The sequence below is a fragment of the Haloarcula vallismortis ATCC 29715 genome (genome assembly GCF_000337775.1).
In the GTDB taxonomy this organism is placed as follows: domain Archaea; phylum Halobacteriota; class Halobacteria; order Halobacteriales; family Haloarculaceae; genus Haloarcula; species Haloarcula vallismortis.
Genome location: NZ_AOLQ01000004.1, coordinates 162,114 through 183,418, shown reverse-complemented (window position 1 = coordinate 183,418; position 21,305 = coordinate 162,114). Strand labels below are relative to the sequence as shown.

Sequence of the window (21,305 nt, the reverse complement as noted above, 5' to 3'; positions counted from 1 at the left end):
TCTTTCGGCTCCTGAAACCAGGTAGTTCGAGGTAGTGGTCTCAGTGACCGGCACAGTGGGCCCATTTCGCTACCAGAAAGGTTACCCCGCGGGACCCGTGCTAGCCGATAATGGAATTCGAGTCCACGCGCCGCCGCTTCATGCAACTCGCCGGAACGACCGCGACAGTATCGCTGGCCGGCTGTAACGCCCTCCAGAGCGGTAACAGCGACGGCACGGAATCGGGAACAGGACCCCAAAGCCAGACCGCGGACGCGGAGCCCGCGACGGTGACGGTCGGCGTCGAACCGGACCAGGCGCAGTTACAGGAACGACAACAGGAGATCCAGTCCGAACTCCAGAGCGGAAACCTCACCCAAAGCGAGGCACAGTCGGAATACCGCACCGCACAGGAGAGCCTGATCGAAGAGGCAATCAGCTCCTTTAACGAGCGTGCGACATCCGATCTCGGTCTCACCATCGACGACTCCGTCTCCGAAGCCGGTGCACTGCTGGTCACCGGCCCGCCAGCCGGCCTTATCGACACGCTTTCTCTCGACAGTGTCACCGGCCTCTTTCCGCAAGCTACGTTCGAACAAATCAGGTCCCAGGCCCGAACCGAGACGCCGGGCACAACGGAGTAACGCACACGCCGTCTGCTGATTTGTGGTGCAAGGGCCAGTTTTTGATTTGGTCCGCTTACCGCGACGACCGACCGCTGGGTTCCAGAACCACGGTGACAGTGGTTGCACCGCGTTCGGTCGTCGTGGTCACATCGAAACCGACGGCAAGCACGTGCGTTCGGTCCACACGGTTCTGAACAACGACGCCACGGTCGGTGGCGCAGTCCCCGAACTGGCGGGCTGGTCCTGACGGACAGTTCGCGTCCTCCCACTGCTGTGCTGCAGTCTCATTGTAGGTTATATTGTAATGGACACCGTCCTCAATTCGGGATGTTTGGAGGCGGTCAAGCCGAGGCCCCAGCCCAGTGCGAACGGTTGCCACTGCCGAATCGTTCTCGGCCCAGGCGTACTGGCTCGGAATCGACGCGCTCTCGGTTGCGACGGCACGTTCGAGGACCCGAAGCGCGTCAACTGAAGGGTCATCGTGGTAGTCGGCTGTCGCCCGAACATCGTCGTGATAGCCCAGTTGCAGGGACGCAAAGAGGATTGGGACAAGTGCAACAGCCACGACCGTGGCCGCAACGAGGACGAGTTGGCCGCGCCGAGTCATGCGTACCACACGATAATCCTGACACTGCCGTGTCCCGTCGGGACAGTTGCGGTTCCGGTGCTAACGCCCTGTGGCGTCGGTGTTCCGACTGCCCCGTACGGTGTTTCCACCCGGAACAGGACGTTGTCGGGGAGGATGCGAGCGACCCGGTTCGAAAGCGCGTCTTGTTCGCGGTCGAAGGCTGCCGGGCTCGCGACGACTTCCTGCAGTCGCGTTGCACCGTCGTGTCGCGGCGGGTCGTTGGCCAGAAGTGCCGCCGTGTCCGAAGCGTACGCATCGAGCTGTGGTCCCTGCCTGTCGGGCGCTGGCGTCCCCAGAGCAAACCCGAGCGCGACGCCGAGAATCAGCACTGTCCCGAGGGCGACCTCCACGAGCGACAGCGGCAACTGTGCTCTACGCATCGACGGTCACCACCAGGGTTTCTTTCGTCGACCGCGGGGCGTCATAGCTGATGGTCACGTTCCCGGATTCGAGTCGCCCAGCGCGCTGGAATCGTAGCTCTGTCGTCTCGTAGGGCACTAGCGAGACCGTGTGGCTGCCACTCAATCCACTCCGATTGTGAAGGACAACCCGGTCGTTAGCGCGGACCGTCCAGACGGTCGTACCGGCTGGTGGATCGATAGTGACCGTGGCTTGCGCGCTCCGGCGGGGGAGCGTCACCGCGTCGGTCGTTGTCAGGGCAGGCGTGAGTGTTCGTGACTCCCGAGACTCGACCACAACGAGGCGACTGATTCGCGTCCCGCTGTGAACCGTGCCGCTGCGTGCTATCTCCTCGTCAGCCAACTCGACGCTGACCGCATGCTCACTGGCCGACGGTGCGCTCCGCTCCAGCGCCGTCTGGTCGAAGCCGTCCACATTGGATTGGTTGAACACGTTGCTCCGGGCGGCCAGCGGTCCGTCCGCCGCGACGAGTCGGTCTGCAATCGCGGCGGCGACCCGTCGCTCGTCGGGACTCCGGTCAGCGCCGGCAATCGCGGTGTCAGCCATCGCGACCCCCAGACCGGTGACAACGGTCAGCAACACGAGTGCGACGCCCAGCGCTGGTAGCGATGTCTGGGCGCGCACGGTGTCGTCAGAGCGATGGTTGGACAGGGTCATCGCTCCGCCTCCAGTGTCACTGTCACGCTCCCCTGTGTTCCGGAGACAGCGACGACAGTCGGACTGCCACTCTGCCACTCGCCTTCGAAGGTATCGACTCTGTCGGGCAACAGCGGCTGTGTTCGACCGCCGATTTCGGGGCTGGGGTGGTCGAGGACGAGAGCATCCCCGTCAGTCCGGATGCTGTATCCCGCCCCGTCGATAGTCTCCGGCAGCGACACCCGAACGGTCGCCGAGACGACCCGGGCGTCGGGCGGGACGGCCTGTTCGACGCGGGCCGTCGCTTCGGCGAGCGTTCGGTCACCGAGTTCCGCTCCAACGGCAGACTGATACGCCGGGACGGTGCCGCCGTACAAGGTCGTCGTCACTAATCCGATGTACAGCAGTACCAGCCCCATGCTCAGTAGTTTCTCGACGACGGTACTGAGCGCGCGGTTATCCATGTCTTACCTCCGTCCGCATGTCGTGACGGACCAGATATAGCGTTCGTCGGCCCGGGAACGTCGCCACGACGCTCTGGACGCCGTCGCCATCGATGTCCCTGACTCGCGTGGTTGCACCGACCCGCTGGAAGTACTCGGTGAGCGGACGGGGCGTCTCCGTCTCGATAGCCACGCTGTAGTTGGCGGCCGGGAGCCGCTCGCGTTCGTGGCTGACGTTCTGTCGAATGCCTGCAGAGACGCCGCCTGTCCCGGATACCGTTCCGCCACTGGCGTTGACGAGCGGCGCACCGACGATGACTGCCGTGTCGTCCCGGGTCGCCGTCACTGGCGGGTCCGTTTCGAGCCAGGCGTTGCCCGCTGTCCCGCGGACGACGCTCCCGCCGAGAAACCGAACGCGGTTGTCGCCGGAGTCGTACACTATCGCATCGATGGAGACCGTCCGCTGGACGCCAGACTCGTTGAGGACCCGGAGCTCTCGCTCTGCTGTGGTCAGCCGCCCCTCGGTAAACCGGACGCGAACAGTCTGATGGCCTGTCTGCTCGACCGGCCGGAACGCCGTCTCGAACGTGTTGGCGACGCGGGCCTCGTCAGCGGTTGCAGTGTGCCCATCGACGACAGTTCCGACGACAGCTGTCAGTCCGCCGAGCGCGACGACAGTCAGTCCCAGCAGCAACACCACGCCGACGACGTGTGACTGCGCGTCGGTGTCGCCAATCAAATCAGACCAGCCCCCGCAAAGACAACGTAAGCGATGAGTACCAGTCCGGAGGAGTGCAACAGCGCCTCGTAGACGCCGCGACTCGCCGTGCCAGCGAACCAGCCACAGGCCAGCATCGTCGCCTGTGTGACGACGTAAAACCGGTATTGCTCCCGGGCGGGCTTGATTGCAGTCGGGTCGAAAGCGATGTTCGCGCCACCCGAAACCGACGATAGCTGCGCGAAGCTGTCGAGGACGTAGACGTTAACGGCGACCGTAATGCCGATAACAAGCAGCGCCGTCGTCCAGCCGACCGCGACGTAGACGAGCAGCGCTGAGCGGATAGATTTCCGAAGATGGTAAAGTTGGCCAATCTCGGTCTGTAATGTTTCGAACACATCTTCGGCATCACTCCCCGTATCCAGTGCCCCGACGACGAGTCCGATAGTCTGTTCAGCCATCGGTGTGCCGACGCGGTCGACAAACTGGTCCAGCGCCGCGGCCCGTCTATCAGCCGCGGCGTCGCCGGGACTGTCACCAAGTGAGAGCGTAAACGCGAGCGACTGGACATCGCTGGCAAGCGCACCGAGTTCCACGTCGTCGGCGACGCGTTGAACCGCTTCGGGAAACGGGCGGCCCAGCGCAACGTGGCCAGCGACAGCGTGAACGAAGTCCTGAATCTCTCGGTCTTTCGCGTCGTCTGCTCTGGCCCGGCGGACCGTTACCACACCGACGGGGACGCCGACGGTCGCGTAGGACAGGAGCGCGACGTTGACCGGACGGTATCCCAGTGACCAGAGGCCCGCCGCGACGACAGCACCCACTGGGACGCAGGCAACGAGCGCGCTTGCTGGATTCGAAGGGATAGCTGTAAGTAGTGCGACGGGGCCATCCGGCAGGCTGTAACTCGGAGCGGCTGTGTTCCGTGGCCGGAGTGTGGCGACGACAAACGCAGCCAGCAGGCCGGTGGCCATCACGAACGCCGCACTCCCATAGACGACGATGGCGCGGACAGTTGTCTCGCCCAGTGGCGTCGCAACAGGCTCGGAGAGACCGGGAGCGAGGATTCCCATGACGGTGACGATGAGCACCACGAGGGCAGGCAACACCAGCAACACGACGAACAACTCCGCGAGCAGTTCGAGATAGCCGGTCGCGCGCTCGTGTTGTCGGCTCTGCTCGTGTGAGAGCAGGCGTCCTTCCATCTCCAGATATCCCTCCAGCGCCTCTGCGCTCTGATTTGCGTGTTCGCGGAACTTGAGCAGAAACGGTGCAAGCAGGTCTCGTGAAGGTGTTTCGCTGGCGACTCGTTCGATACCAGTGTCGAGACTGCCGGTGAGAATGCCCTGATTAAGCGCGCGCCGGAAGGCGACTGCCGTCTCACCGTAGGCGTCCTGTTCGGCAACGGCGCGTAGCATCTCGCGCCGGTCGTGGGTGCCGGAGGCGAGCACTCTGAGGTATCGGACTGCGCCGGGGAGCGTGGCTGCGATGTCCGCGCGCCGCGCGTTTGCGACCCACGAGAGGTATCGGTTGCCGGCGACGAACACGCTCTGTTTGAGCGTGAGTCCAGCGACCGTTCCGAGGACAGTGGCCACGAGAAGCCGAGGGACTTCTGGTAGTGTCAGTCTGTTAACCACTGGAAGACTCTGTTGGAGCACCGCGACGAACGAGTCGAAGGTCCGCGGCGGCACGAGCATCGCTATCGTGGCAGTGCCGACAACACCGACACAGAGCGCTACCCACGAGAGTCCGTACACCCTGGCGATGTAGACGCCGAAGCCGGCGCTTGGATAGGCGGCTCGGTAGCGGTCGCGCGTGCTTGCGTGGTGGTCGTCCTCGGCGTGATGGGCGAATAGAGCATACAGGCCCCGGTCGAGCAAGCCGAGCGTGCCGCTGCCCTCAGTCGTCACCCGTCCCGACCTCCAGTTGCGGGTTGTCGGGGGTACCGGCCTGTCGTCGCAGTCGCTCGACGGTCGCTGCCTCGTTCGTCTCCAGGTCGGCCAGCACGCCAAACAGGTCGTCGAAATCAGTCAGTCCCTCCTGAACGAGGTACTGGACGTACCGGTGGCGACGGTGGAACGCGTCCTCGACGGCCGGGACTGGTTCATCACGGAGGTCCGAGAGTCGGTCGAAAATACCAGTGTCGACTTGCCGCTGGTCGTCGCCGAACTGCGGGTGGTCGTAGGCGAATTCGAAGCTTCCGTCGGGCCGCCGCCAGCAGACGGAGTTCCAGTGAATAGTCGTCCCATCCTTGTGTATCGTCCCGCTCCGGCCGTTCCCACCTTCGGCGACAGACGGGTCGTCGACGAACTCGACTACGTCGCCGACGTAGCGCTCCCCATCGACGTGTCGGGGGAACACGACGAGGTCGATCTCTTTGAGCAGGTAGGTCGGTACGCCCTTCTCGATAACGCGGTTGACCAGCGATTCGATGTCATCGGCGTGGGTCGTCCCGATAACGCCGTGACCTGTGTTGAGCGTTTCAGCGAAGGTTTCGAACGATGCGGCTGTGTTGATCTCCGCAATGACCTCGACATCTGGGTTCAGATAATTGCACTGTGTCATCAGATCGGCCATCGTCACGCGACGGTGGTCCCGCTCGTGGTCCCGGGTTGTGAGCGAAACACCCGTCTCGTGGGGAATTCGGACTTCGCGTGACCCTTCGTCGATACTGATGGGGCGGTCCCGATACGGAACAAAGGGCATATGTGCATTCATAAGGGTCGTTTTGCCGGCTCCGGTTGGTCCCGAGAAGAGGACGACGCCGTGAGACTCGTACAGGAGCCACAGCAGGGCGACCAGTTCCGTCGGCAGTGAATCCCGCTGGACTAGGTCCACCGGTGTCATCGCATCGCCCGACTGTTTCCGAATAGAGATGTGAGGACCGCCTTCGCTGATAGTCGGCAGAGCAACAGCACAGCGGATAGTGTCGTCGGCGTCGTGGAGACCGTCCCCGTCTGGGTCGATGTTGACTTTCGCACTCGGGTTCGACGCGTTGAGTTCGACGCCGTCGTCGGCAGCCAACTGCGTGACGACATTGACGAATGCGGCCTCCGAATCGAAGGCGAGATTGGTCGGTACACGGCCGTCGTGACCGAGGTCGGCACGCGGGAGGACCTTCACGCGTTCGTCGACCCGGTTCGCCTCGATGTCCTCCAGCGTGTGGTCCCGGATTGGAACAGTGAGCTTGCCGTAGCCGACCAGGTCCCGGAGCACGTAGTACAGCAGGTCGTCGAGGCGGTCGTCGGCGAAGCGGTGGTCGACCGGCGGCACGGCGAGGTCGAGTTCGGCCAGCGCCGACCGGAGCCGATAGCGGGCGGCGTCGACCCACTCGGTCGTATTGCGGACGGTTAGCTGGCGGGCCAGGAGCGAGCGGGCACGCTCCCGAACAAACTCGACGCGGTCCTGAACGACGCCGTCGACGCCGGTCTCCCAGACGCGCTCCTTGCACACCTCGATGAGTTGCTCGTCGCCGGGCAGCAGATCCGGCTCTCGGACCGCATACTTTGTCGTGAACGGGTCCGCACCGAGGAGATGCTCGCGGTAGACAATGACCGGTATCTCGAACCCCTGAAACCGGACGGTGTGGCGCTCGACGCGCTCGCTCGCAAAGCGATTGAGAAACGCCGGCTCCGGTCCGAGGTCGGTCTCGGCCGGGGCGTAGTCGTCGGTGTGGACGACCACGCCGTCGTCGGTCACGTCGGCAACGTCGATGCGGGAGTCAAGCGCGTACGGGGTGAGGTCGTCGAAACACGCCAGTGAGGAGAGCGCATGGTACTCTATCCGGCGACGGCTCGCTGGCGACGCATCGATCAGTCGGTCGATGACCCGGCGGTGTTTCGCGTCGAACCCCCCGTTCATTCGTTCGACGGCACCCTCGCGTGTCCGCGGTCGCTCGATGTTCGCACCTGCGAAGTGTGCTTCGACAGTCGACAGGGCGTCGGCTTCTGATGCTGAAAGTACCGGATCACGAACATCGTACCGGAATTCGCTTCGTTCCTGTCGGACGGTTACGACGACGCCCGGATACACCTCGTCTTGCTCACGAACGTCCGGGGCGTACCAGGCGTCGGCGGCGTCCGGTGGCGTTGGTGCGGGGACCACCGGTGCGGTCTCCGTGGCGGCCTGTGCGGTCATACGCGGTTTTAAACCGACCGTAGTACTTAAAGTTGTAGACTTGTTTTTGCGAAATTTACCCAAAATATAACTGAGGCGAGAGACAGAAAGTGGGGATAGACATCCATGCCATAGAGTCAGCTTAACAACGTGAGGGTATCCCAGTACAATAGCTTTCAGATACTGTCGAGGAACCGCTAAGAAACGGGGTCAACATACTTTTATCCGCTTGTCGTCCCCCAGAACTCAGATTTTCGGCATATGCACCAGAATTACCATGTCTGCGCCTACGCATCAGTTCAACTGGATGAAAGAAACGCAGTCGGCGACAATGGATGCTGGCACAGCGGTGACGACCACGACACGGCGACGACTCCTCAAAGGCTCACTCGGTGCAGCGGCGACCGCAGCAGCGGTGCCAAGCCTGAGCGGCGTTGCGGCGGCTCATTTCCCGGTCGAGATTGCAATCGACATCCAGCCCGAGAACGCGAAGAACTTCATCGACCTCTCGGAACACGACACTGTCACCGTCGCAGTCGAGCAGTCAGCGTTCGTCAACAGCGACGGGGACAGCGAGACCTTCGACCCCACTGAGCGGGCCGTCCGCTATCGGTTCGGTTCGCGTCTCGCACTCGAAAACGGCGAGGGCGCTCGGCCTGTCGATGATGGCGAAATAAGGGACCCAGACGACGGTGCTGAAGACGGCAAGGCGTCGCTCGTTCTCACGTTCCCAGTCGATGAGATGGGGCTCGATGGTGGGGAGGAGACAGGATGGCTGTACTGGGAGCGGGACGAATCCGGGGCCCACGGCTACGCCGGCTTTGATTCCGTGCGGGTGTATCGTGGGCAGCCCGCAGGCCGCTCCCTGATCGAACAGCTGCAACGATTGCTGGGCGGGGAGACAGGGACCGGTGCTGACTGAGTAGCAGCGAGTCCGGCGCGGTGCTGTCAGGGTGTGGCTCCCCTAAGCGCGATGCTGGCGACTATATACGTCGAATCCGATGACACGCCATGGCCATCGTTGCTGAAATCCTCCTCGCGGACGAGACGCTGCCGCTGGTCGGCGTGGCGGACTCGATTCCGAGCGGCGAGCTCTCGATTTCGAACGCCGTCGGTCTCGAAGACGGAAAGCTACTGCTTACAGTTAGCGTCGACAGTGACTCCCGTGATGCCTTTGAACGAGAGTTGGACGCACGGTCACAGATCACTGATGCAGCGGAGATCGGACAGACGGCTGACGGCTGGTTCTACAAGGTCGTCGTCAACAACGCGTCGAGTCTCATCGCGTCACACGACCCGGAAGAGTTCGAGGGGGTTGCGATGGACGCGACGGTCACCGGCGACGGGATACGGGAGCAGAAGGTGTTCTCGGATTACGACGCTTTCAGCGCGCTGCAGGACCGGTGTGCGGTCAACGACATCCCACTCGAACTACTGAACATCGCTTCGGACCCCGAGAACCCCGGCGAGCGCGACCAGTTCGGGCTCACGGATAGGCAGTATCGGGCGATGTCTGTCGCTCTCTCGTCGGGATACTACGACTCACCGCGTCGGTGTTCGACGGCGGAGCTCGCCGAGAAGCTCGATGTGTCGGCCGCCGCGGCGTCCGACCTCCTGCGTCGAGCCGAAAAACAGCTCATCAGTTCGACGGTCGGCCCGGACCAGTTCCGGAACGCACTCGCGCAGTAGCCGCCACCCTGTTCGACCGCATCGTCTCTGCCACCGTATAAATGGGCTTATCAGTAAGCGAAGCAGGCTCGTGGCTGTCGCGTCTACGGAACGATGATGTCAGACGAATCTGCGGCAGACGACCACGACGCACAGCGACTTGCAGGCGACGTTGCGATTGTCACCGGCGCGTCATCGGGAATCGGTGAGGCGACCGCCGAGGCCCTCGCCGACGCGGGAGCGAGTGTTGTACTCGCAGCCCGCCGCGCTGACGAACTGGAAGCGCTTGCGGACCGCATCGAATCGGCCGGCGGGGATGCGCTGGTTGTGCCGACCGACGTGACCGACGAAGACGACATCGACTCGCTGGTCGACGCGACGACCGACGAGTACGGTCGTATCGATATCCTCGTCAACAACGCCGGCGTCATGCTCCTCGAACCGCTGGAACGGGCAGATCGCTCGAACCTCCGGCAGATGGTCGAGGTGAACCTGCTCGGGCTGATGAACCTCACTCATGCGGTGCTTCCGGTCATGCAAGAACAGGAGAGCGGCCACATCGTCAACGTCTCCTCCGTCGCGGGACGCCGAGCCTCGGCCGATTCGAGCGGCTACAACGCGACAAAGTTCGGGGTGAACGCGTTCACTGAAGCGGTCCGGCAGGAAGTGACGACACAGGGCATCCGGACGACAGTTATCGAACCGGGTGCCGTCGATACGGAGCTCGCGACACACGTTCCGGACGAGCAGGTGCTTGAGCGGTTCGCGGAGATGGACCTCCCGATGCTCCACCCAGACGATATCGCTCGTGGCATCGTGTACGCGACGAGCCAGCCCGCCCGCGTGGACGTAAACGAACTCCTGATCAGACCGACCGGGCAGGATATCTGATCGAGAATCCCGTTCGTTCCGAGGGGAGGAGTGCAGTGAGACAGGGCGGAAGTTGCTACTGTTTTACGCGGTTACAGCACCGACAACAATAGCTACTGGAACCACCTCCCACCCCTTCGATACGGCAGGATTTGCTGGGTTCGCGCTCGTCGGCCACGGTCAGTTTCCCGACAGTGAAATTGGACGCACAGTCGCCAAAACGCCCGGCGTCGGAGGAGCCTTACGTCGGCCGCCCTAACCAGATACATGGCAATTGAGACGGATGTCCTCGTCGTCGGTGGTGGCGCGACCGGCGCTGGCGTCGCTCGTGACCTCGCACTCCGTGGCGTCGACGTGACGCTTGTCGAGCGGAACGGGCTGACAAGCGGCACCTCCGGGCGCTCGCACGGGCTGTTACACAGCGGGGCCCGCTACGCCGAGGCGGATAGGGTCGGTGCCGAGGAGTGCATCACCGAAAACCGGATTCTCAAGGACATCGCCGGGGCCTGTATCCGCGACACCGGCGGGCTGTTCGTCCAGCTCGCCGAGGACGACCCCGACTACTTCGAGACCAAGCGGGCTGCCTGTGAGGAAGTCGGCATCCCCGTCGAGACGCTGGACGCCGACGAGGCGCGCGAACGAGTACCCGAACTCGCCGCTGACACGGAGCGCGCGTTCGAAGTTCCCGACGCCGTCATCTACCCGTCGCGGCTCGTCGCCGCAAACGCCGCCGACGCCCGTGACCACGGGGCCGACATTCACCCACATGCGCCCGTCGAGGGCGTGCTCGTCGAGGACGGACAGGTGGCTGGCGTGCAGGTCGGCGGGTCAGTCGGGGACACTATCGAGGCCGGCCACGTCATCAATGCGACCGGTGCCTGGGCGGGCGAGCTCGCCGCGATGGCCGGCCTCGACGTCGAGATGCAACCGACGCGGGGCGTGATGGTCTCTGTCGAGTACGACGGCCTCGGGCCAGTGCTCAATCGGTGTCGGGACCCCGACGACGGCGACATCGTCGTGCCACACGGGCGCGAGGTCGTTCTCGGGACGACGAGCGTGCCCGTCCGGGACCCGGACGAGTACGAGACAGAGCAGTGGGAAATCGAGGAGAGCATCGCGGAGTGTGCGGCGATGCTACCCCCGGTCGCGGACGCCCCAGAAGTTCGGACCTGGTGGGGCGTCCGGCCGCTGTACGCGCCAGACGAGGCGGAGCGCGGCCGCGGCATCTCGCGGGGCTTCTTCCTGCTTGACCACGCCAACGACGGGGTCGACAACATGGCGAGCATCGTCGGCGGCAAGCTGACCACCTACCGGCAGATGGCCGAGGCGACAGCCGACCTCGTCTGTGACAGCCTCGGCGTCGACGCCGACTGCCGGACCGCGGAGCGAAGGCTCCCGAGCGTCGACGACCCGGAGCAACTGGACGCGCTCGTGGCCGAGTTCGACGGTCAGGGGCCGACCGACCAAGACGTGGTCGAGTCCGCGTAGCCGGCCACATCGTAGCCTGATGCAACCCGCGGGAAAGGGCTATCAGCTGACTGTACCGTTATAAGGATGGCAGCCGCACATGCTCTCATGATAAACGAGACCGTGCGCCAGATCGAGGAGATGGAGACACAGAGTTCCTCGATTGCCGCCGTGAAAGCCGCGAAGGCGCTTCGGGAACTGACAGATCGCGAGTGCCACACGGTCGAGGACTTCCTGCGGGTCGTCGAACGCAACAGCAGCGCACTCCAGCGAGCGAACCGCTCGCACGCACCGCTGTACACGACACAGCAGCGTATCGTCACGGACCTGAAAGACGCCGACCTCGACTCCGTCTCGGCGGCCAAAGAGCGACTGCTCGACACAATCGACGAGGTTGTCACGGAGATCGAGACCAGCAAAGACCGCGCGGCCGAGCGGGCGACGACGCTCATCGACGACGGCGACGTGCTGGTGACACACGAGAACTCCTCGACGGTGATGGCGACGCTCATGAGGGCGCTGGACGACGGCAAGGAGTTCCACCTGTACGCAAGAGAGTCCCGGCCACATTTCCTGGGCCGTCGAACCGCCCGCCAGCTGGCCGACCGAGACGGGGCCGACGTGACACTTATCGTCGATGGCGCGGCGGGCCACTACCTCTCGGAGGCCGACCGCGTCTTCGTCGGCATGAACTGCCTCATCGACGACGTGGTGTACAACCGTATCGGGACGTTGCCACTGGCCGCGACGGCCAACGAGATGGACGTGCCAGTGACCGTCGTCGGGACCTCGTCGAAGTTCATCGGCAGCGGCTTCACGTTTCGAAACACGTTCCGGCAAGGGGCCGACGTGATGCTCGAACCGCCAGAGGGGTTCGACATCGGGAACCCGGGCTACGACGCGACGCCGACCCGGCTACTCGATACGGTCGTCACGGAAGACGGCATCCTGCAGTTCTGAAGCCCTCAGCGGATCGTTCTATCGGTGACCTGGCGGAGCCGTTCGGCGACCTCGTCGTCCAGCGCCGCTTCGGTCGCTCGCCACTCCCAGTTTCCGGTCGCCGTGCCGGGGACGTTGAACCGGGCGTCACTATCGAGGCCGAGCAGGTCCTGCATGGTCGTCATCGCGACGACCGCGTTCGAGTTCCACACCGCCTCGATGAGGTCCCAGTTGATTTCGTCCCCGTCGGTGCCGAGGTTGTAGTGGAGGCAGTCCCGTTGCCGGTCCGCGAGGTCGCGGTAGTAGCCGACGATGGTGTCCGTGTCGTGCGTCGAGGTGTAGCCGACGGCCGACTCGGGGTAGTGCATCGGCTGGTACATATGCCCCTCCTCGCACCAGTCGGCGTACTGCGGCACGCGCATGCCGGGGAAGCCGAACCGGTCCCGCAGCGCGACGATGCTCTCGTCGAGAAAGCCCAGGTCCTCGACGAAAAACGGCAGGTCGCCGAGCCGGCCTTCGACCGTCTCGAAGAAGTGCGCGCCGGGGCCGTCGCGCCACTGTCCGGCGGCCGGGTCCTCGGCCTCGGCCGGAATCGACCAGAACTCGTCGAAGCCCTTGAAGTGGTCGATGCGGGCGATGTCGACGAGGTCGAACAGCCGCTCGAATCGGTCGACCCACCAGCCGTAATCGTTCTCTCGTAGCGTCTCCCAGTCGTACACCGGGTTGCCCCACCGCTGGCCGTCGTCGCCGGGATTGGGCGGAACGCCGGCCACCTCCGCGGGGTGGTGGTCGTCGTCGAGTCGGAACACCTCGGGGTACGCCCAGACGTCTGCCGAGTCGAGGCCGACGTAGATGGGTAGGTCACCCACGAGACCGATATCCCGCTCGGCCGCGTACTCGGCCAGTGCCTGCCACTGGCTATCGAAACACCACTGGACGAACTTATGGTAGCGGATATCGTCGGCCAGTTCGTCCCGGTATCGCTCCATGGCCGCCGACTCGCGCGTTCTGATATCGTCCGGCCAGTCCATCCAGCCGGCATCGTCGAACTCGGCTTTCAGCGCCGTAAACAGCGCGTAGTCGTCGAGCCAGCCGGCCTCGCGCTCACAGAACTCGGTAAATGACTGCTGGTCCGCGTCGCTTGCGCTCTCGTCGAAGGTGGCGTACGCGTCCCGGAGCCGACCCGTGTTGAACTCGGTCACGCGGTCGTAGTTGACGTGCTGTTGTGAGAGGGCGCCCGGCGGTTCGACCTCGTCCGTGGTGAGATAGCCGCGGTCGACGAGATCGCGGAGGTCGATGAGCAGTGGGTTTCCGGCGAAGGCAGACGACGACTGATATGGGGAGTTCCCATGGATACTCGCCGTGGGACCGAGCGGACAGAACTGCCACAGCGACTGATCCGCCCGGTCCAGGAAATCGACGAACGCCCGTGCGCCGGACCCGAGGTCACCGATGCCATGTGGCCCCGGGAGCGACGTCAGGTGGAGAAATACGCCACTCTGCCGTTCGAATTGCATACGCACCTGTTGCCCTGACAGGCATTTCAATGGGCGGGGTTGTTGGTTGCTGTCGTGGCTGCCTGTGGGGCCAGAGAGGGGCGCACGCAAACATATATATTGTATCCATTTGATGCTACGATGAGTGAGCCAGTAACAGAGATGCCACCGAACGTTCTGATGCTTGGCTGGGGGTTCCCACCCAACATCACCGGCGGGCTTGATACCGCTATCGGGGAGCTGTTCGAACAGCTCGAACCGAGAGACGACGTCGAGTTCGAGCTGGTGTTGCCCGCTGAGTACGCGCCGCCGGACCGTGATGGCATTCACGGCGTCTCGACGGGCAGTGGCGACATCATCACCCGTATCGGCCGATTAGCTGGGGAGTTCGCCGACGAAGCGGCCGACGCGGACATCATCCATACGAACGACTGGTTCGGTTACAATCCCGGTTCGCGGGCCAAATCGGCCCACGATGTCGAATGGATCTCGACGTTCCACTCGCTGTCGGCGGACCGGAACGTGAACCCGCCACAGCGGGAAGTCGAAACCGAACAGCGGGTCGCCAACCGCTCAGACCACATCGTCGCGGTGAGCAAGTTCACGCAGCGACGGATCCGCGAGCAGTACGATGCCGACTCGACGGTCATCTACAACGGGTTCTCGTCGGTGGAGCCGACGGGCCGGGACATCAAATCGGAACTGGGTATCGACGGAAAGATGCTGTTTTTCGTCGGCCGACACACCGACCAGAAGGGCCTGTCGTACCTGCTGTACGCGCTCTCGAAGCTTGGTCGGGACGACGTGAGCCTCGTACTCGGCGGCTCAGGGCATCTCACTGAACAGCTCGAACGGTTCGCGGAGCTACTGGGCGTCGAGGACCGGGTCTACTTTCCGGGGTATCTCCCACAGTCGGAACTCGGGGATTACTACAACAGCGCGGACCTGTTCGTCTCGCCGTCGCTGGCGGAGCCCTTCGGTATCACAATCGTCGAAGCGCTGTCGGTCGGGACGCGCGTCGTCGCCTGTGAGAGCGGAGCCGCGGAACTGCTCAACGAGGACTGCGTCATCGAGGTCGAGCCCGATTCGGACTCCATCGCCGAGGGGATCGAACACGCGCTATCGCTGTCGACGCCTATCGAGTACGACGTTCGAACCTGGGGCGAAGTCGCTGACGAACACGTCGAATTCTACCACGAGGTTCTGGACGAAGCCTGACCGCCCACTTACCGGAGGAAGCGAACGTCCGTGACCGGTTCCGGATGAACGATAAGGTAGCCGTCGGCGGTCGGCTCTAGCCCTGTTACGGACGTCGTGTCCGTTTGCGTCCGATACGGGCTGTCGGCGGTCCCGTCGGCCGACTGATAGGGACTGTCGTACGGTGTCTGTCTGTCCTCCGGCGGGCGGTCGAAATCCTCCGGCGGCAGATATATCTTCTCGCCCGACGCCGAACGCACGACGACGGCCGTATCGCGGTCGCCCGAGACGTCAATCCTGGTCCGGCCCTCGTCGATTGTCATCTCGAACGATATTTGCTCCGTTTCTGATTGTGCCATGTTGTCAGATAGCTTGCCTACAGCGAGTCAACGACGCTCTGTCACTTAGTCCTTCGCCAGCGGTCTCGTGGCTGGTGGCGAATCGTATCACATCTTGCACTCGAACGCTGGCTCCATCGCCGCGAGCCATCAGCGGTTGATGATGAGCGACCCCGACATGTTGTACCCCTCGACGGCCACGTCCTCGCCCAGAATCGTTTCGTCGAGGTCGCAGTCGTTGACCTCAGCGTCCGGGAAGACGATGGTCCGGTCGAGGCTGCTGTCGGTCACTTCCGCTCCGGCCATCACGTGGACAGTGTTCCCGATCTCGGAGTTCTCGACGGTCGCGTCGGGGTGGATGAGCGACCCGCCGTCGAGTTTCCACTCGACGGTTTCGAAATACGACTCGGGCGTCCCGATGTCGAACCAGACGTCGTCGAAGGTAAAGGCGGACACCGGTTCCTGCTGTTGCAGCCAGTCGATGTACCAGCCCGGTTCGTCGGGGTTGTTGTCGCCCGAGAGGTACTCCTCGAAGCGAAGCGAGTCGGCCGGGAAGGCGTAGCAGGCGATAGAAACGAGCGTACTGTTGGGATGGTCGGGCTTCTCCTGGAAGTCGACGACACGTTCGCCGTCGAGTTCGACAAGTCCGTAGGACTTGGCTTTCTCCCGTGAGCCAACGTCGTAGGCTGCGAGCGCCGGGCCGTCGCGCTCCTCGAAGAAGTCGAGGAACTCCGAGGGGTCGAAGCCGATGAGATTGTCCCCACCGATGATAAACAGGTCGTCGTCGATGCCCTCGCGCTCGATCAGTTGCGCGAGCGCGCCGACGACGCCGAACTTCTCGTCTTCGTCTTCCGTGCTCTCGACGGAGAGCTGGACCTTCTCGTAGCCCATCTCGTCGATGTGGGCCTCGAACTCGTCGGCGAAGGCCTCGTTCGTGCTCAGGTAGGTCGTGTCGACCCGGTCGTCGGCTTCCAGTGACTGCAGGACACCGTCAATGACAGTCGTTTCACCGACCGGGAGCAACATCTTCGGTCGACGCCGCGTAATTGGCCACAGCCGCGTCGCGTAGCCGCCAGCTAGAACTATCGCGTCCATACCCTACAGTCAGAGCCGAATTATAAAGTGGTTCTCACTTATGAGAGAGTCTACAGGTTGAGCTGCCAGACAGTTGTCCCGGCGGTGACCAGGTCTTCGTCGTCTGCGGCGGCGACAATCACCTGATTCTCACCGGGGTCGACATCGACTGCGACCTCGAATTCACGGTCATCGATAGAGATGTACCTGATGTCGGCAGGCGTCTTGACGACGACACAGACGCCGGTGGTCTCGCCGGAGACGACCAGTTCGTTCCCGCGGAACTGCGTATCGACGCGGAGCGCGGGGCTGCGATCAGGGGTGTGCGCCCGCCGCTCTCGGTAGCGGTCGTCGACGAAGGCCGGCGTCTCGACCGGTTCGCCGGCACTGATACCGTGGGCAAGCCGGACGTACTGGGCCATCGACCACGCCAGCGGCGTCGCCGAGCCGGTCCCTTCGGCGAACTCCCAGTCGTACTCGGTCGCGTGGCCGCGATCCCAGATCTGCTCGGCGATCATCCGCCCCGAGTTCGCCACGTCCTGCATCATCCGCAGGCAGTTCTCGGGCGGGATATCCGGGTCGTCGCGGTGGAGTTCGTACTCGGCGCGCTCGCCGGTCAGCAGCGGCCAGAGGCGACCCTTCCCCTTGTGTTCGACCGTCCACGGCGCACCCTGATCGTCCCGGCCACGTTCACCGTAGCCGTCGCCGTTGTACCGGTAGAACCCGGGCGCATACTCCGTGTCGACGCTGATGGTGTCGTCGACCTCGACGAGGGAGTTCCGAATGGCTTCGTCGTCGTCGGGCTTGATACCCAGCCGGACGAGTTCGAGGAAGCCGCCGTCGATGATGTTCCGTTCGTCCAGCGTCGGGCCGTCGTTGGCGAGCGTCCGGAGGTGGCCCATCTCGGCGTTGCCGTCGAGCGTTATCCGCGTGTAGTAGGGCGTGTTGGTGTGGCGCTCGGTCCCGGTCTCAGTTGCAGTCCAGGCCTCGACGTTGTTCGCCCACTGGTCGGCCAGCGCCAGCCAGACGAGCGCGTCGGCCTCGTGACCGGTGTCGAGTGCGAGCTTCGCCGCACACGCGAGCCCCGCGATCTCGGCCGCAATCGAGGACGGCGAGAAGCCGGCTTCCTCCTCCCAGCGCTCCTGAGCGGTCTCGGGGCCGTGACGGACGACGTACTCTGCCGACCGACGGACGTTCTCGTAGCTGTACTCGACGTCCTCGAAGTCGACGCCGCTCTCGGCGAGGCGGTAGGCCATCACCTGCGGGAACGAGATGTTGTCCATCTGCTCGCCGCCCCAGCGGGTCGTCCCGTTGACGTAGGTGTTCTGCGGGATGAAGCCGGCGTCGTCCTGCTGGTACTCGTAGATGTACTCCAGCTGGTCCGTCGCGATGTCCAGCGACCCGATGGCGTCGAACACGCTGAACACCTGATACAGGTCTCGTGACCACACGAAGTTGTAGCCATAGCCCTTGGGCTCCTCGGCGTGGACGGCTTCGCCCCACGGCACGGACGGCGAGGCGATGGACGCCCCGTGGTAGGTCTTGTCCTCCACAGCCAAGAGCGTCATCAGCGCGGTTCGGTACTGGTTTGCCAGCGCTTTGTCGTCGGCGACCGACGCCGGGAGTTGCTTGTCCGCGAGGAACTCGGCCCAGCTGTCGGCGTACTCGGCGCGGACCGTCTCGTAGCCGCGGTCGAGCGCGCCGTCGGCTTCGCCCAGCGCGGCAGCGGTATCAGCCTGTCGCGCGAAGCCAAGTGCGACTGTGTCGCTAACTCTGGTTCCCGAGTCCAGCCGGCCGATGAGGACGAGGTTCGTCCCGTCGATGGACTCGACTGGGTCGGGGAGGTCCCCGTCGGAGTACAGCCCGTCGAGACGGTCGCTACCGGCCGCACCGACGGTGGCCCAGTCGAAGCGTCCCACCGCGGCCATCGCCACGGCGATAGAGTAGGCGTCGCCGTTCTCGTCGACGAGCAGGTCGTTGTCAGTCTGGTCGGTGTAGGCGCGGGGATTCCGGCCGACAAGGTGATAGCTCCCGGGCTGACCGTATCTGATTGCGCGGTCCTCGGTGACCGTGCTCGTGAGCGCGATGTCGGCGACCGAGAACACGTCGTAGCTCTTGCCGTCGTCGGCGCTGAAGGACACGTCGGCGACGATGGCATCGTGTTCGGGGTCGGTCGCGTAGTCGACGGTGAGCGTCCACTCGTGGCCCTGTCCGTCGCCGGTCTCGGTAAAGACGTGGCGATAGAGGAGCGCCTCGTCGTCGACGGGTTCGACGCGTCGCCTGACGCTGTCGTCAGTCCGGCGGTTCTCACGGTGGGTCCGGACGGCGTAGTCCGTCTCGTCGGTACACCGGACCAGAAAGTCGAGCGTCCGCAGGTTCATCAGGTCGACCTGCGGGTAGCGGGCCTCCGTCAACGCGCCCTCAGTGAGCGTGAACCAGACGCGCGAGGAGTCCGGTTCGTCGTGGTCGGCGACGGTGCCGACGCCGTACTTCTCCCCGGTCGTCCAGGTCGGGCGCTCGCTCGGTCCCTCAGTTCCGGCCGATGTCGTCGGGAGCGCGTTCAGTTCGCCCAGACGCGCAGTCGCGTGGAGCCGCAACGCGTGGGACCAGCCAAGCGGCGTCGCACTGTCGAGGTCGCCGTCGTCGAAGGCCTGTTCGGCGAGGTAGCCGGCGTCGGTCGTGAGCGGTCCATCCCCCTCAAGCAGTTCGTACAGGTCACTCGCGCGGTCGAGGTACGCGTCGCCGCTCTCGTCGCGCTCGTTCAGCATGTCGCCGACACGGGCGGCGGCGAGTGCCCCCATCGCCGTCGTGACGGTCCATATCTTCTCGTTATCCTGGTGGCCGGTCCGCCAGCGGTCGCCCTCGTAGCGGGCCAGTCCCGCGACACGGCTTTCGGTCGGGTTCCGGAAGAGCGTGTCCAGCGTCGTGCTCACGTGGTCCGCCAGACGGGTGAGGTGCTGGTCAGAGAGCGTCGTCGACTCGACGCTGTCGTATTCCTGCAGCGCGTCCGCGAGGTGAAGCCCCGCAGCGTCGATACGGTGGTCCGGCGTCCCGTTTGTCAGCCCGATCACGTACACGCTCAGGTCTTCGTCCCAGAGCGTATCGAGTCCGTCGAGCAACCGGTCGGCCGCCGCCAGACTCCGCTCACAGACCGATTCGGGCATCGGAGCACGGCCCACAGCGGCAAAGGCCTCGATGAACGTCGCAGTAGTATGCGTGAACTGGCCGATAGAGTCCTCCCAGACGTTCTGACACGGCTCGGGGAGGTCGTTGGCCGCAATATCTTCGGTGAGCGTGTCGACGGCCGCCTCGATAGTCCCTCGAACCATCGCCGTCAGTTCGGCGTCCATCTTGCTACGGTGCGTTCGCAGCAACGTCGCGAGGAAGGCAGTGACGGTTGCGGTCTGGTCGGCCTGATACTCCGGCGATTCGGCGTTGTGTTCGACCCGGGCGTTGGCCCAGCCCGGGGCGATATCCCCGGTGTCGGCCCAGACGCGGTGGGGCCACCGCCCGTCCGAGAGCTGGCTGTCACAGAGGAACGCCGCACTCTCAAGTAACATCTCGCCGGTGTCTATGTCGAGGCGGTCGCCGGCTTCGAGCAGATGCCGGGAGACCGAGGCGTCGTCGCGGAACCAGACGTAACCGTAGCCGCCGGAGTTCGAGTAGAAGGGGTCGAACTCCGGGGCAGCGATGCGACCGCCGGTCGGCGAGGACAGCAGGTCGAGCACCCGCAGGTCCATCCGTATCGAGTCCGAGCGTGTCATGGACTCGGCCACGTCGATACGCGTTCGCTCCCGCCCGGCCTCCCGGAGGTCGTCGGAGGTCGTGTGCTCTCGCACACAGTCGGCGAGGTCCAGCAGCGCTGTCTCCCGGTCGACCTCGTCGTGGTTCGACAGCTGGCTGACGAGCGTCGTGTCCTTGCTGCGCCCGGCCCGGTCAAGCGGCGCAGTTACGAGGAAATCACCGGTGAGCCGCGTCTGATCGCGTCGCTCGACCGGCTCCGACCGCGGGAACTCTATCGGGCTGTCTTCGAGTATTTCGCCGAGGCGTTCCGGTCGCTGTCCGGCGACGGCGTCTAACCCGGTCGACGAGGCGAGGTAATCGTGCTCTCGACGGTGGTACACTTCGAGCACGCGCGAGTTATCGGGTCCGGCGTCCTCGTGAATCAGCGAGCCGACGCCGCTGTCGCTGCCATCGGGAGCCAGCGTGACGAACGCCACGAGCTTGGCGTCCTGTGGCACGGCCCCACGCATTGCGACATGTGTGACGTGTGCCCGGCCCAGCGTCAGATCGTACTGGTGGACCGTGAACGACCCCGCGTCGTATTCAGTCTCGACGAGCCGCGTCTCACGGTAGTAGTGCTGTCTGATGGTCTCTAAGTCACTGAACCACCGTGTCTCGTCTCCAAGCATCACCCCGAGCCGGGAGCGGTCGATACCGGAGAGCCCGGAGAGCGAATCGGAGTAGTCCTGCAGTGTCCCGTCTTCGCCGACGTGTACGAGCCGATCACCGTGCCCCGAGAAAGAGCCTGAAACAGTCCTGCACTCCTCTGGAAAGCGCTCGTGACGAGTTCGCTTGTATTCGTTGAGCGCTGTCGAAAGCCGCATACACATCAAAGCAGACCAATCTCTATAAACTCCTGTGGTTCGGACAAATTAGTGATACTTCGAGGCCACGACTGCGTCCCCGG

At 64.1% G+C, this 21,305-nt stretch carries 18 protein-coding genes; 7 read left to right on the top strand and 11 right to left on the bottom strand.

The window, feature by feature from the left end; all coding sequences use genetic code 11:
* Nucleotides 1-110: 110 nt before the first annotated feature.
* Nucleotides 111-623 (top strand): hypothetical protein, encoded by a 513-nt coding sequence (locus C437_RS01180; protein ID WP_004515055.1) that lies wholly within the window; start codon nucleotides 111-113, stop codon nucleotides 621-623.
* Nucleotides 624-678: 55 nt separating this feature from the next.
* Here the strand turns inward: C437_RS01180 and C437_RS01175 are convergent, their stop codons facing one another.
* The 7 genes from C437_RS01175 to C437_RS01145 are packed head-to-tail and all read right to left on the bottom strand — an operon-like array spanning nucleotide 679 to nucleotide 7,587.
* Nucleotides 679-1,212, bottom strand: a complete 534-nt coding sequence (locus C437_RS01175; RefSeq protein ID WP_004515054.1) for a DUF7261 family protein — start codon at nucleotides 1,210-1,212, stop codon at nucleotides 679-681.
* Nucleotides 1,209-1,613, bottom strand: a complete 405-nt coding sequence (locus C437_RS01170) for a DUF7262 family protein (RefSeq protein ID WP_004515053.1) — start codon at nucleotides 1,611-1,613, stop codon at nucleotides 1,209-1,211. Before C437_RS01170 ends, C437_RS01175 begins: the two co-directional genes overlap by 4 nt.
* The gene (locus C437_RS01165; protein ID WP_004515052.1) at nucleotides 1,606-2,310 is read right to left on the bottom strand and encodes a DUF7263 family protein; all 705 of its coding nucleotides are present in this window, start codon (nucleotides 2,308-2,310) and stop codon (nucleotides 1,606-1,608) included. The genes C437_RS01170 and C437_RS01165 overlap by 8 nt, the downstream gene beginning before the upstream one ends.
* Entirely contained in the window at nucleotides 2,307-2,753 is a 447-nt protein-coding gene (locus C437_RS01160; RefSeq protein ID WP_004515051.1) for a DUF7266 family protein, read from the bottom strand. Before C437_RS01160 ends, C437_RS01165 begins: the two co-directional genes overlap by 4 nt.
* Entirely contained in the window at nucleotides 2,746-3,471 is a 726-nt protein-coding gene (locus C437_RS01155) for a DUF7289 family protein (RefSeq protein WP_004515050.1), read from the bottom strand. The genes C437_RS01160 and C437_RS01155 overlap by 8 nt, the downstream gene beginning before the upstream one ends.
* Nucleotides 3,468-5,360 carry a type II secretion system F family protein gene (locus C437_RS01150; protein ID WP_004515049.1) on the bottom strand — a complete coding sequence of 631 codons (1,893 nt, stop codon included), beginning with the start codon at nucleotides 5,358-5,360 and terminating at the stop codon, nucleotides 3,468-3,470. Before C437_RS01150 ends, C437_RS01155 begins: the two co-directional genes overlap by 4 nt.
* Nucleotides 5,350-7,587 carry a type II/IV secretion system ATPase subunit gene (locus tag C437_RS01145; protein WP_004515048.1) on the bottom strand — a complete coding sequence of 746 codons (2,238 nt, stop codon included), beginning with the start codon at nucleotides 7,585-7,587 and terminating at the stop codon, nucleotides 5,350-5,352. Before C437_RS01145 ends, C437_RS01150 begins: the two co-directional genes overlap by 11 nt.
* Nucleotides 7,588-7,873: 286 nt before the next feature.
* Here C437_RS01145 and C437_RS01140 point away from each other — a divergent pair, with 286 nt between their 5' ends.
* From C437_RS01140 to C437_RS01120, 5 genes are all read left to right on the top strand, one after another.
* Nucleotides 7,874-8,488, top strand: a complete 615-nt coding sequence (locus C437_RS01140) for a hypothetical protein (RefSeq protein WP_004515047.1) — start codon at nucleotides 7,874-7,876, stop codon at nucleotides 8,486-8,488.
* Nucleotides 8,489-8,577: 89 nt separating this feature from the next.
* Nucleotides 8,578-9,255 carry a helix-turn-helix domain-containing protein gene (locus tag C437_RS01135; protein WP_004515046.1) on the top strand — a complete coding sequence of 226 codons (678 nt, stop codon included), beginning with the start codon at nucleotides 8,578-8,580 and terminating at the stop codon, nucleotides 9,253-9,255.
* A gap of 96 nt (nucleotides 9,256-9,351) precedes the next feature.
* Entirely contained in the window at nucleotides 9,352-10,125 is a 774-nt protein-coding gene (locus tag C437_RS01130) for an SDR family oxidoreductase (protein ID WP_049919562.1), read from the top strand.
* Nucleotides 10,126-10,371: 246 nt separating this feature from the next.
* Nucleotides 10,372-11,592: an FAD-dependent oxidoreductase gene (locus C437_RS01125; protein ID WP_004515044.1), complete on the top strand. Its 1,221-nt coding sequence runs from the start codon at nucleotides 10,372-10,374 to the stop codon at nucleotides 11,590-11,592.
* A gap of 87 nt (nucleotides 11,593-11,679) precedes the next feature.
* Entirely contained in the window at nucleotides 11,680-12,531 is an 852-nt protein-coding gene (locus tag C437_RS01120; protein WP_049919547.1) for a translation initiation factor eIF-2B, read from the top strand.
* A 5-nt stretch (nucleotides 12,532-12,536) separates the two neighbouring features.
* Here the strand turns inward: C437_RS01120 and malQ are convergent, their stop codons facing one another.
* Nucleotides 12,537-14,027, bottom strand: a complete 1,491-nt coding sequence (malQ, locus tag C437_RS01115) for a 4-alpha-glucanotransferase (RefSeq protein ID WP_004515042.1) — start codon at nucleotides 14,025-14,027, stop codon at nucleotides 12,537-12,539.
* Nucleotides 14,028-14,168: 141 nt separating this feature from the next.
* On the opposite strand from malQ, the gene C437_RS01110 reads away from it, so the two are divergent.
* Nucleotides 14,169-15,224, top strand: a complete 1,056-nt coding sequence (locus tag C437_RS01110; RefSeq protein ID WP_004515041.1) for a glycosyltransferase family 4 protein — start codon at nucleotides 14,169-14,171, stop codon at nucleotides 15,222-15,224.
* Nucleotides 15,225-15,232: 8 nt separating this feature from the next.
* Here the strand turns inward: C437_RS01110 and C437_RS01105 are convergent, their stop codons facing one another.
* The 3 genes from C437_RS01105 to C437_RS01095 all read right to left on the bottom strand — a co-directional run bounded on the left by C437_RS01105 (nucleotide 15,233) and on the right by C437_RS01095 (nucleotide 21,222).
* Complete coding sequence (locus C437_RS01105) at nucleotides 15,233-15,562, bottom strand: DUF7510 family protein (RefSeq protein WP_004515040.1); 330 nt, start codon at nucleotides 15,560-15,562, stop codon at nucleotides 15,233-15,235.
* 129 nt (nucleotides 15,563-15,691) lie between these two features.
* Complete coding sequence (locus C437_RS01100; protein WP_004515039.1) at nucleotides 15,692-16,636, bottom strand: sugar phosphate nucleotidyltransferase; 945 nt, start codon at nucleotides 16,634-16,636, stop codon at nucleotides 15,692-15,694.
* Between the two features lie 50 nt (nucleotides 16,637-16,686).
* Entirely contained in the window at nucleotides 16,687-21,222 is a 4,536-nt protein-coding gene (locus C437_RS01095) for a glycoside hydrolase family 15 protein (RefSeq protein ID WP_004515038.1), read from the bottom strand.
* Nucleotides 21,223-21,305 lie beyond the last annotated feature (83 nt).

Bases quoted from the DNA above. Each gene is read 5' to 3' on its own strand.
- C437_RS01180 (WP_004515055.1), top strand. From the start codon at position 111: ATGGAATTCGAGTCCACGCGCCGCCGCTTCATGCAACTCGCCGGAACG.
- C437_RS01175 (WP_004515054.1), bottom strand. From the start codon at position 1,212: ATGACTCGGCGCGGCCAACTCGTCCTCGTTGCGGCCACGGTCGTGGCT.
- C437_RS01170 (WP_004515053.1), bottom strand. From the start codon at position 1,613: ATGCGTAGAGCACAGTTGCCGCTGTCGCTCGTGGAGGTCGCCCTCGGG.
- C437_RS01165 (WP_004515052.1), bottom strand. From the start codon at position 2,310: ATGACCCTGTCCAACCATCGCTCTGACGACACCGTGCGCGCCCAGACA.
- C437_RS01160 (WP_004515051.1), bottom strand. From the start codon at position 2,753: ATGGATAACCGCGCGCTCAGTACCGTCGTCGAGAAACTACTGAGCATG.
- C437_RS01145 (WP_004515048.1), bottom strand. From the start codon at position 7,587: ATGACCGCACAGGCCGCCACGGAGACCGCACCGGTGGTCCCCGCACCA.
- C437_RS01140 (WP_004515047.1), top strand. From the start codon at position 7,874: ATGAAAGAAACGCAGTCGGCGACAATGGATGCTGGCACAGCGGTGACG.
- C437_RS01135 (WP_004515046.1), top strand. From the start codon at position 8,578: ATGGCCATCGTTGCTGAAATCCTCCTCGCGGACGAGACGCTGCCGCTG.
- C437_RS01130 (WP_049919562.1), top strand. From the start codon at position 9,352: ATGTCAGACGAATCTGCGGCAGACGACCACGACGCACAGCGACTTGCA.
- C437_RS01125 (WP_004515044.1), top strand. From the start codon at position 10,372: ATGGCAATTGAGACGGATGTCCTCGTCGTCGGTGGTGGCGCGACCGGC.
- C437_RS01120 (WP_049919547.1), top strand. From the start codon at position 11,680: ATGATAAACGAGACCGTGCGCCAGATCGAGGAGATGGAGACACAGAGT.
- malQ (WP_004515042.1), bottom strand. From the start codon at position 14,027: ATGCAATTCGAACGGCAGAGTGGCGTATTTCTCCACCTGACGTCGCTC.
- C437_RS01110 (WP_004515041.1), top strand. From the start codon at position 14,169: ATGCCACCGAACGTTCTGATGCTTGGCTGGGGGTTCCCACCCAACATC.
- C437_RS01105 (WP_004515040.1), bottom strand. From the start codon at position 15,562: ATGGCACAATCAGAAACGGAGCAAATATCGTTCGAGATGACAATCGAC.
- C437_RS01100 (WP_004515039.1), bottom strand. From the start codon at position 16,636: ATGGACGCGATAGTTCTAGCTGGCGGCTACGCGACGCGGCTGTGGCCA.
- C437_RS01095 (WP_004515038.1), bottom strand. From the start codon at position 21,222: ATGCGGCTTTCGACAGCGCTCAACGAATACAAGCGAACTCGTCACGAG.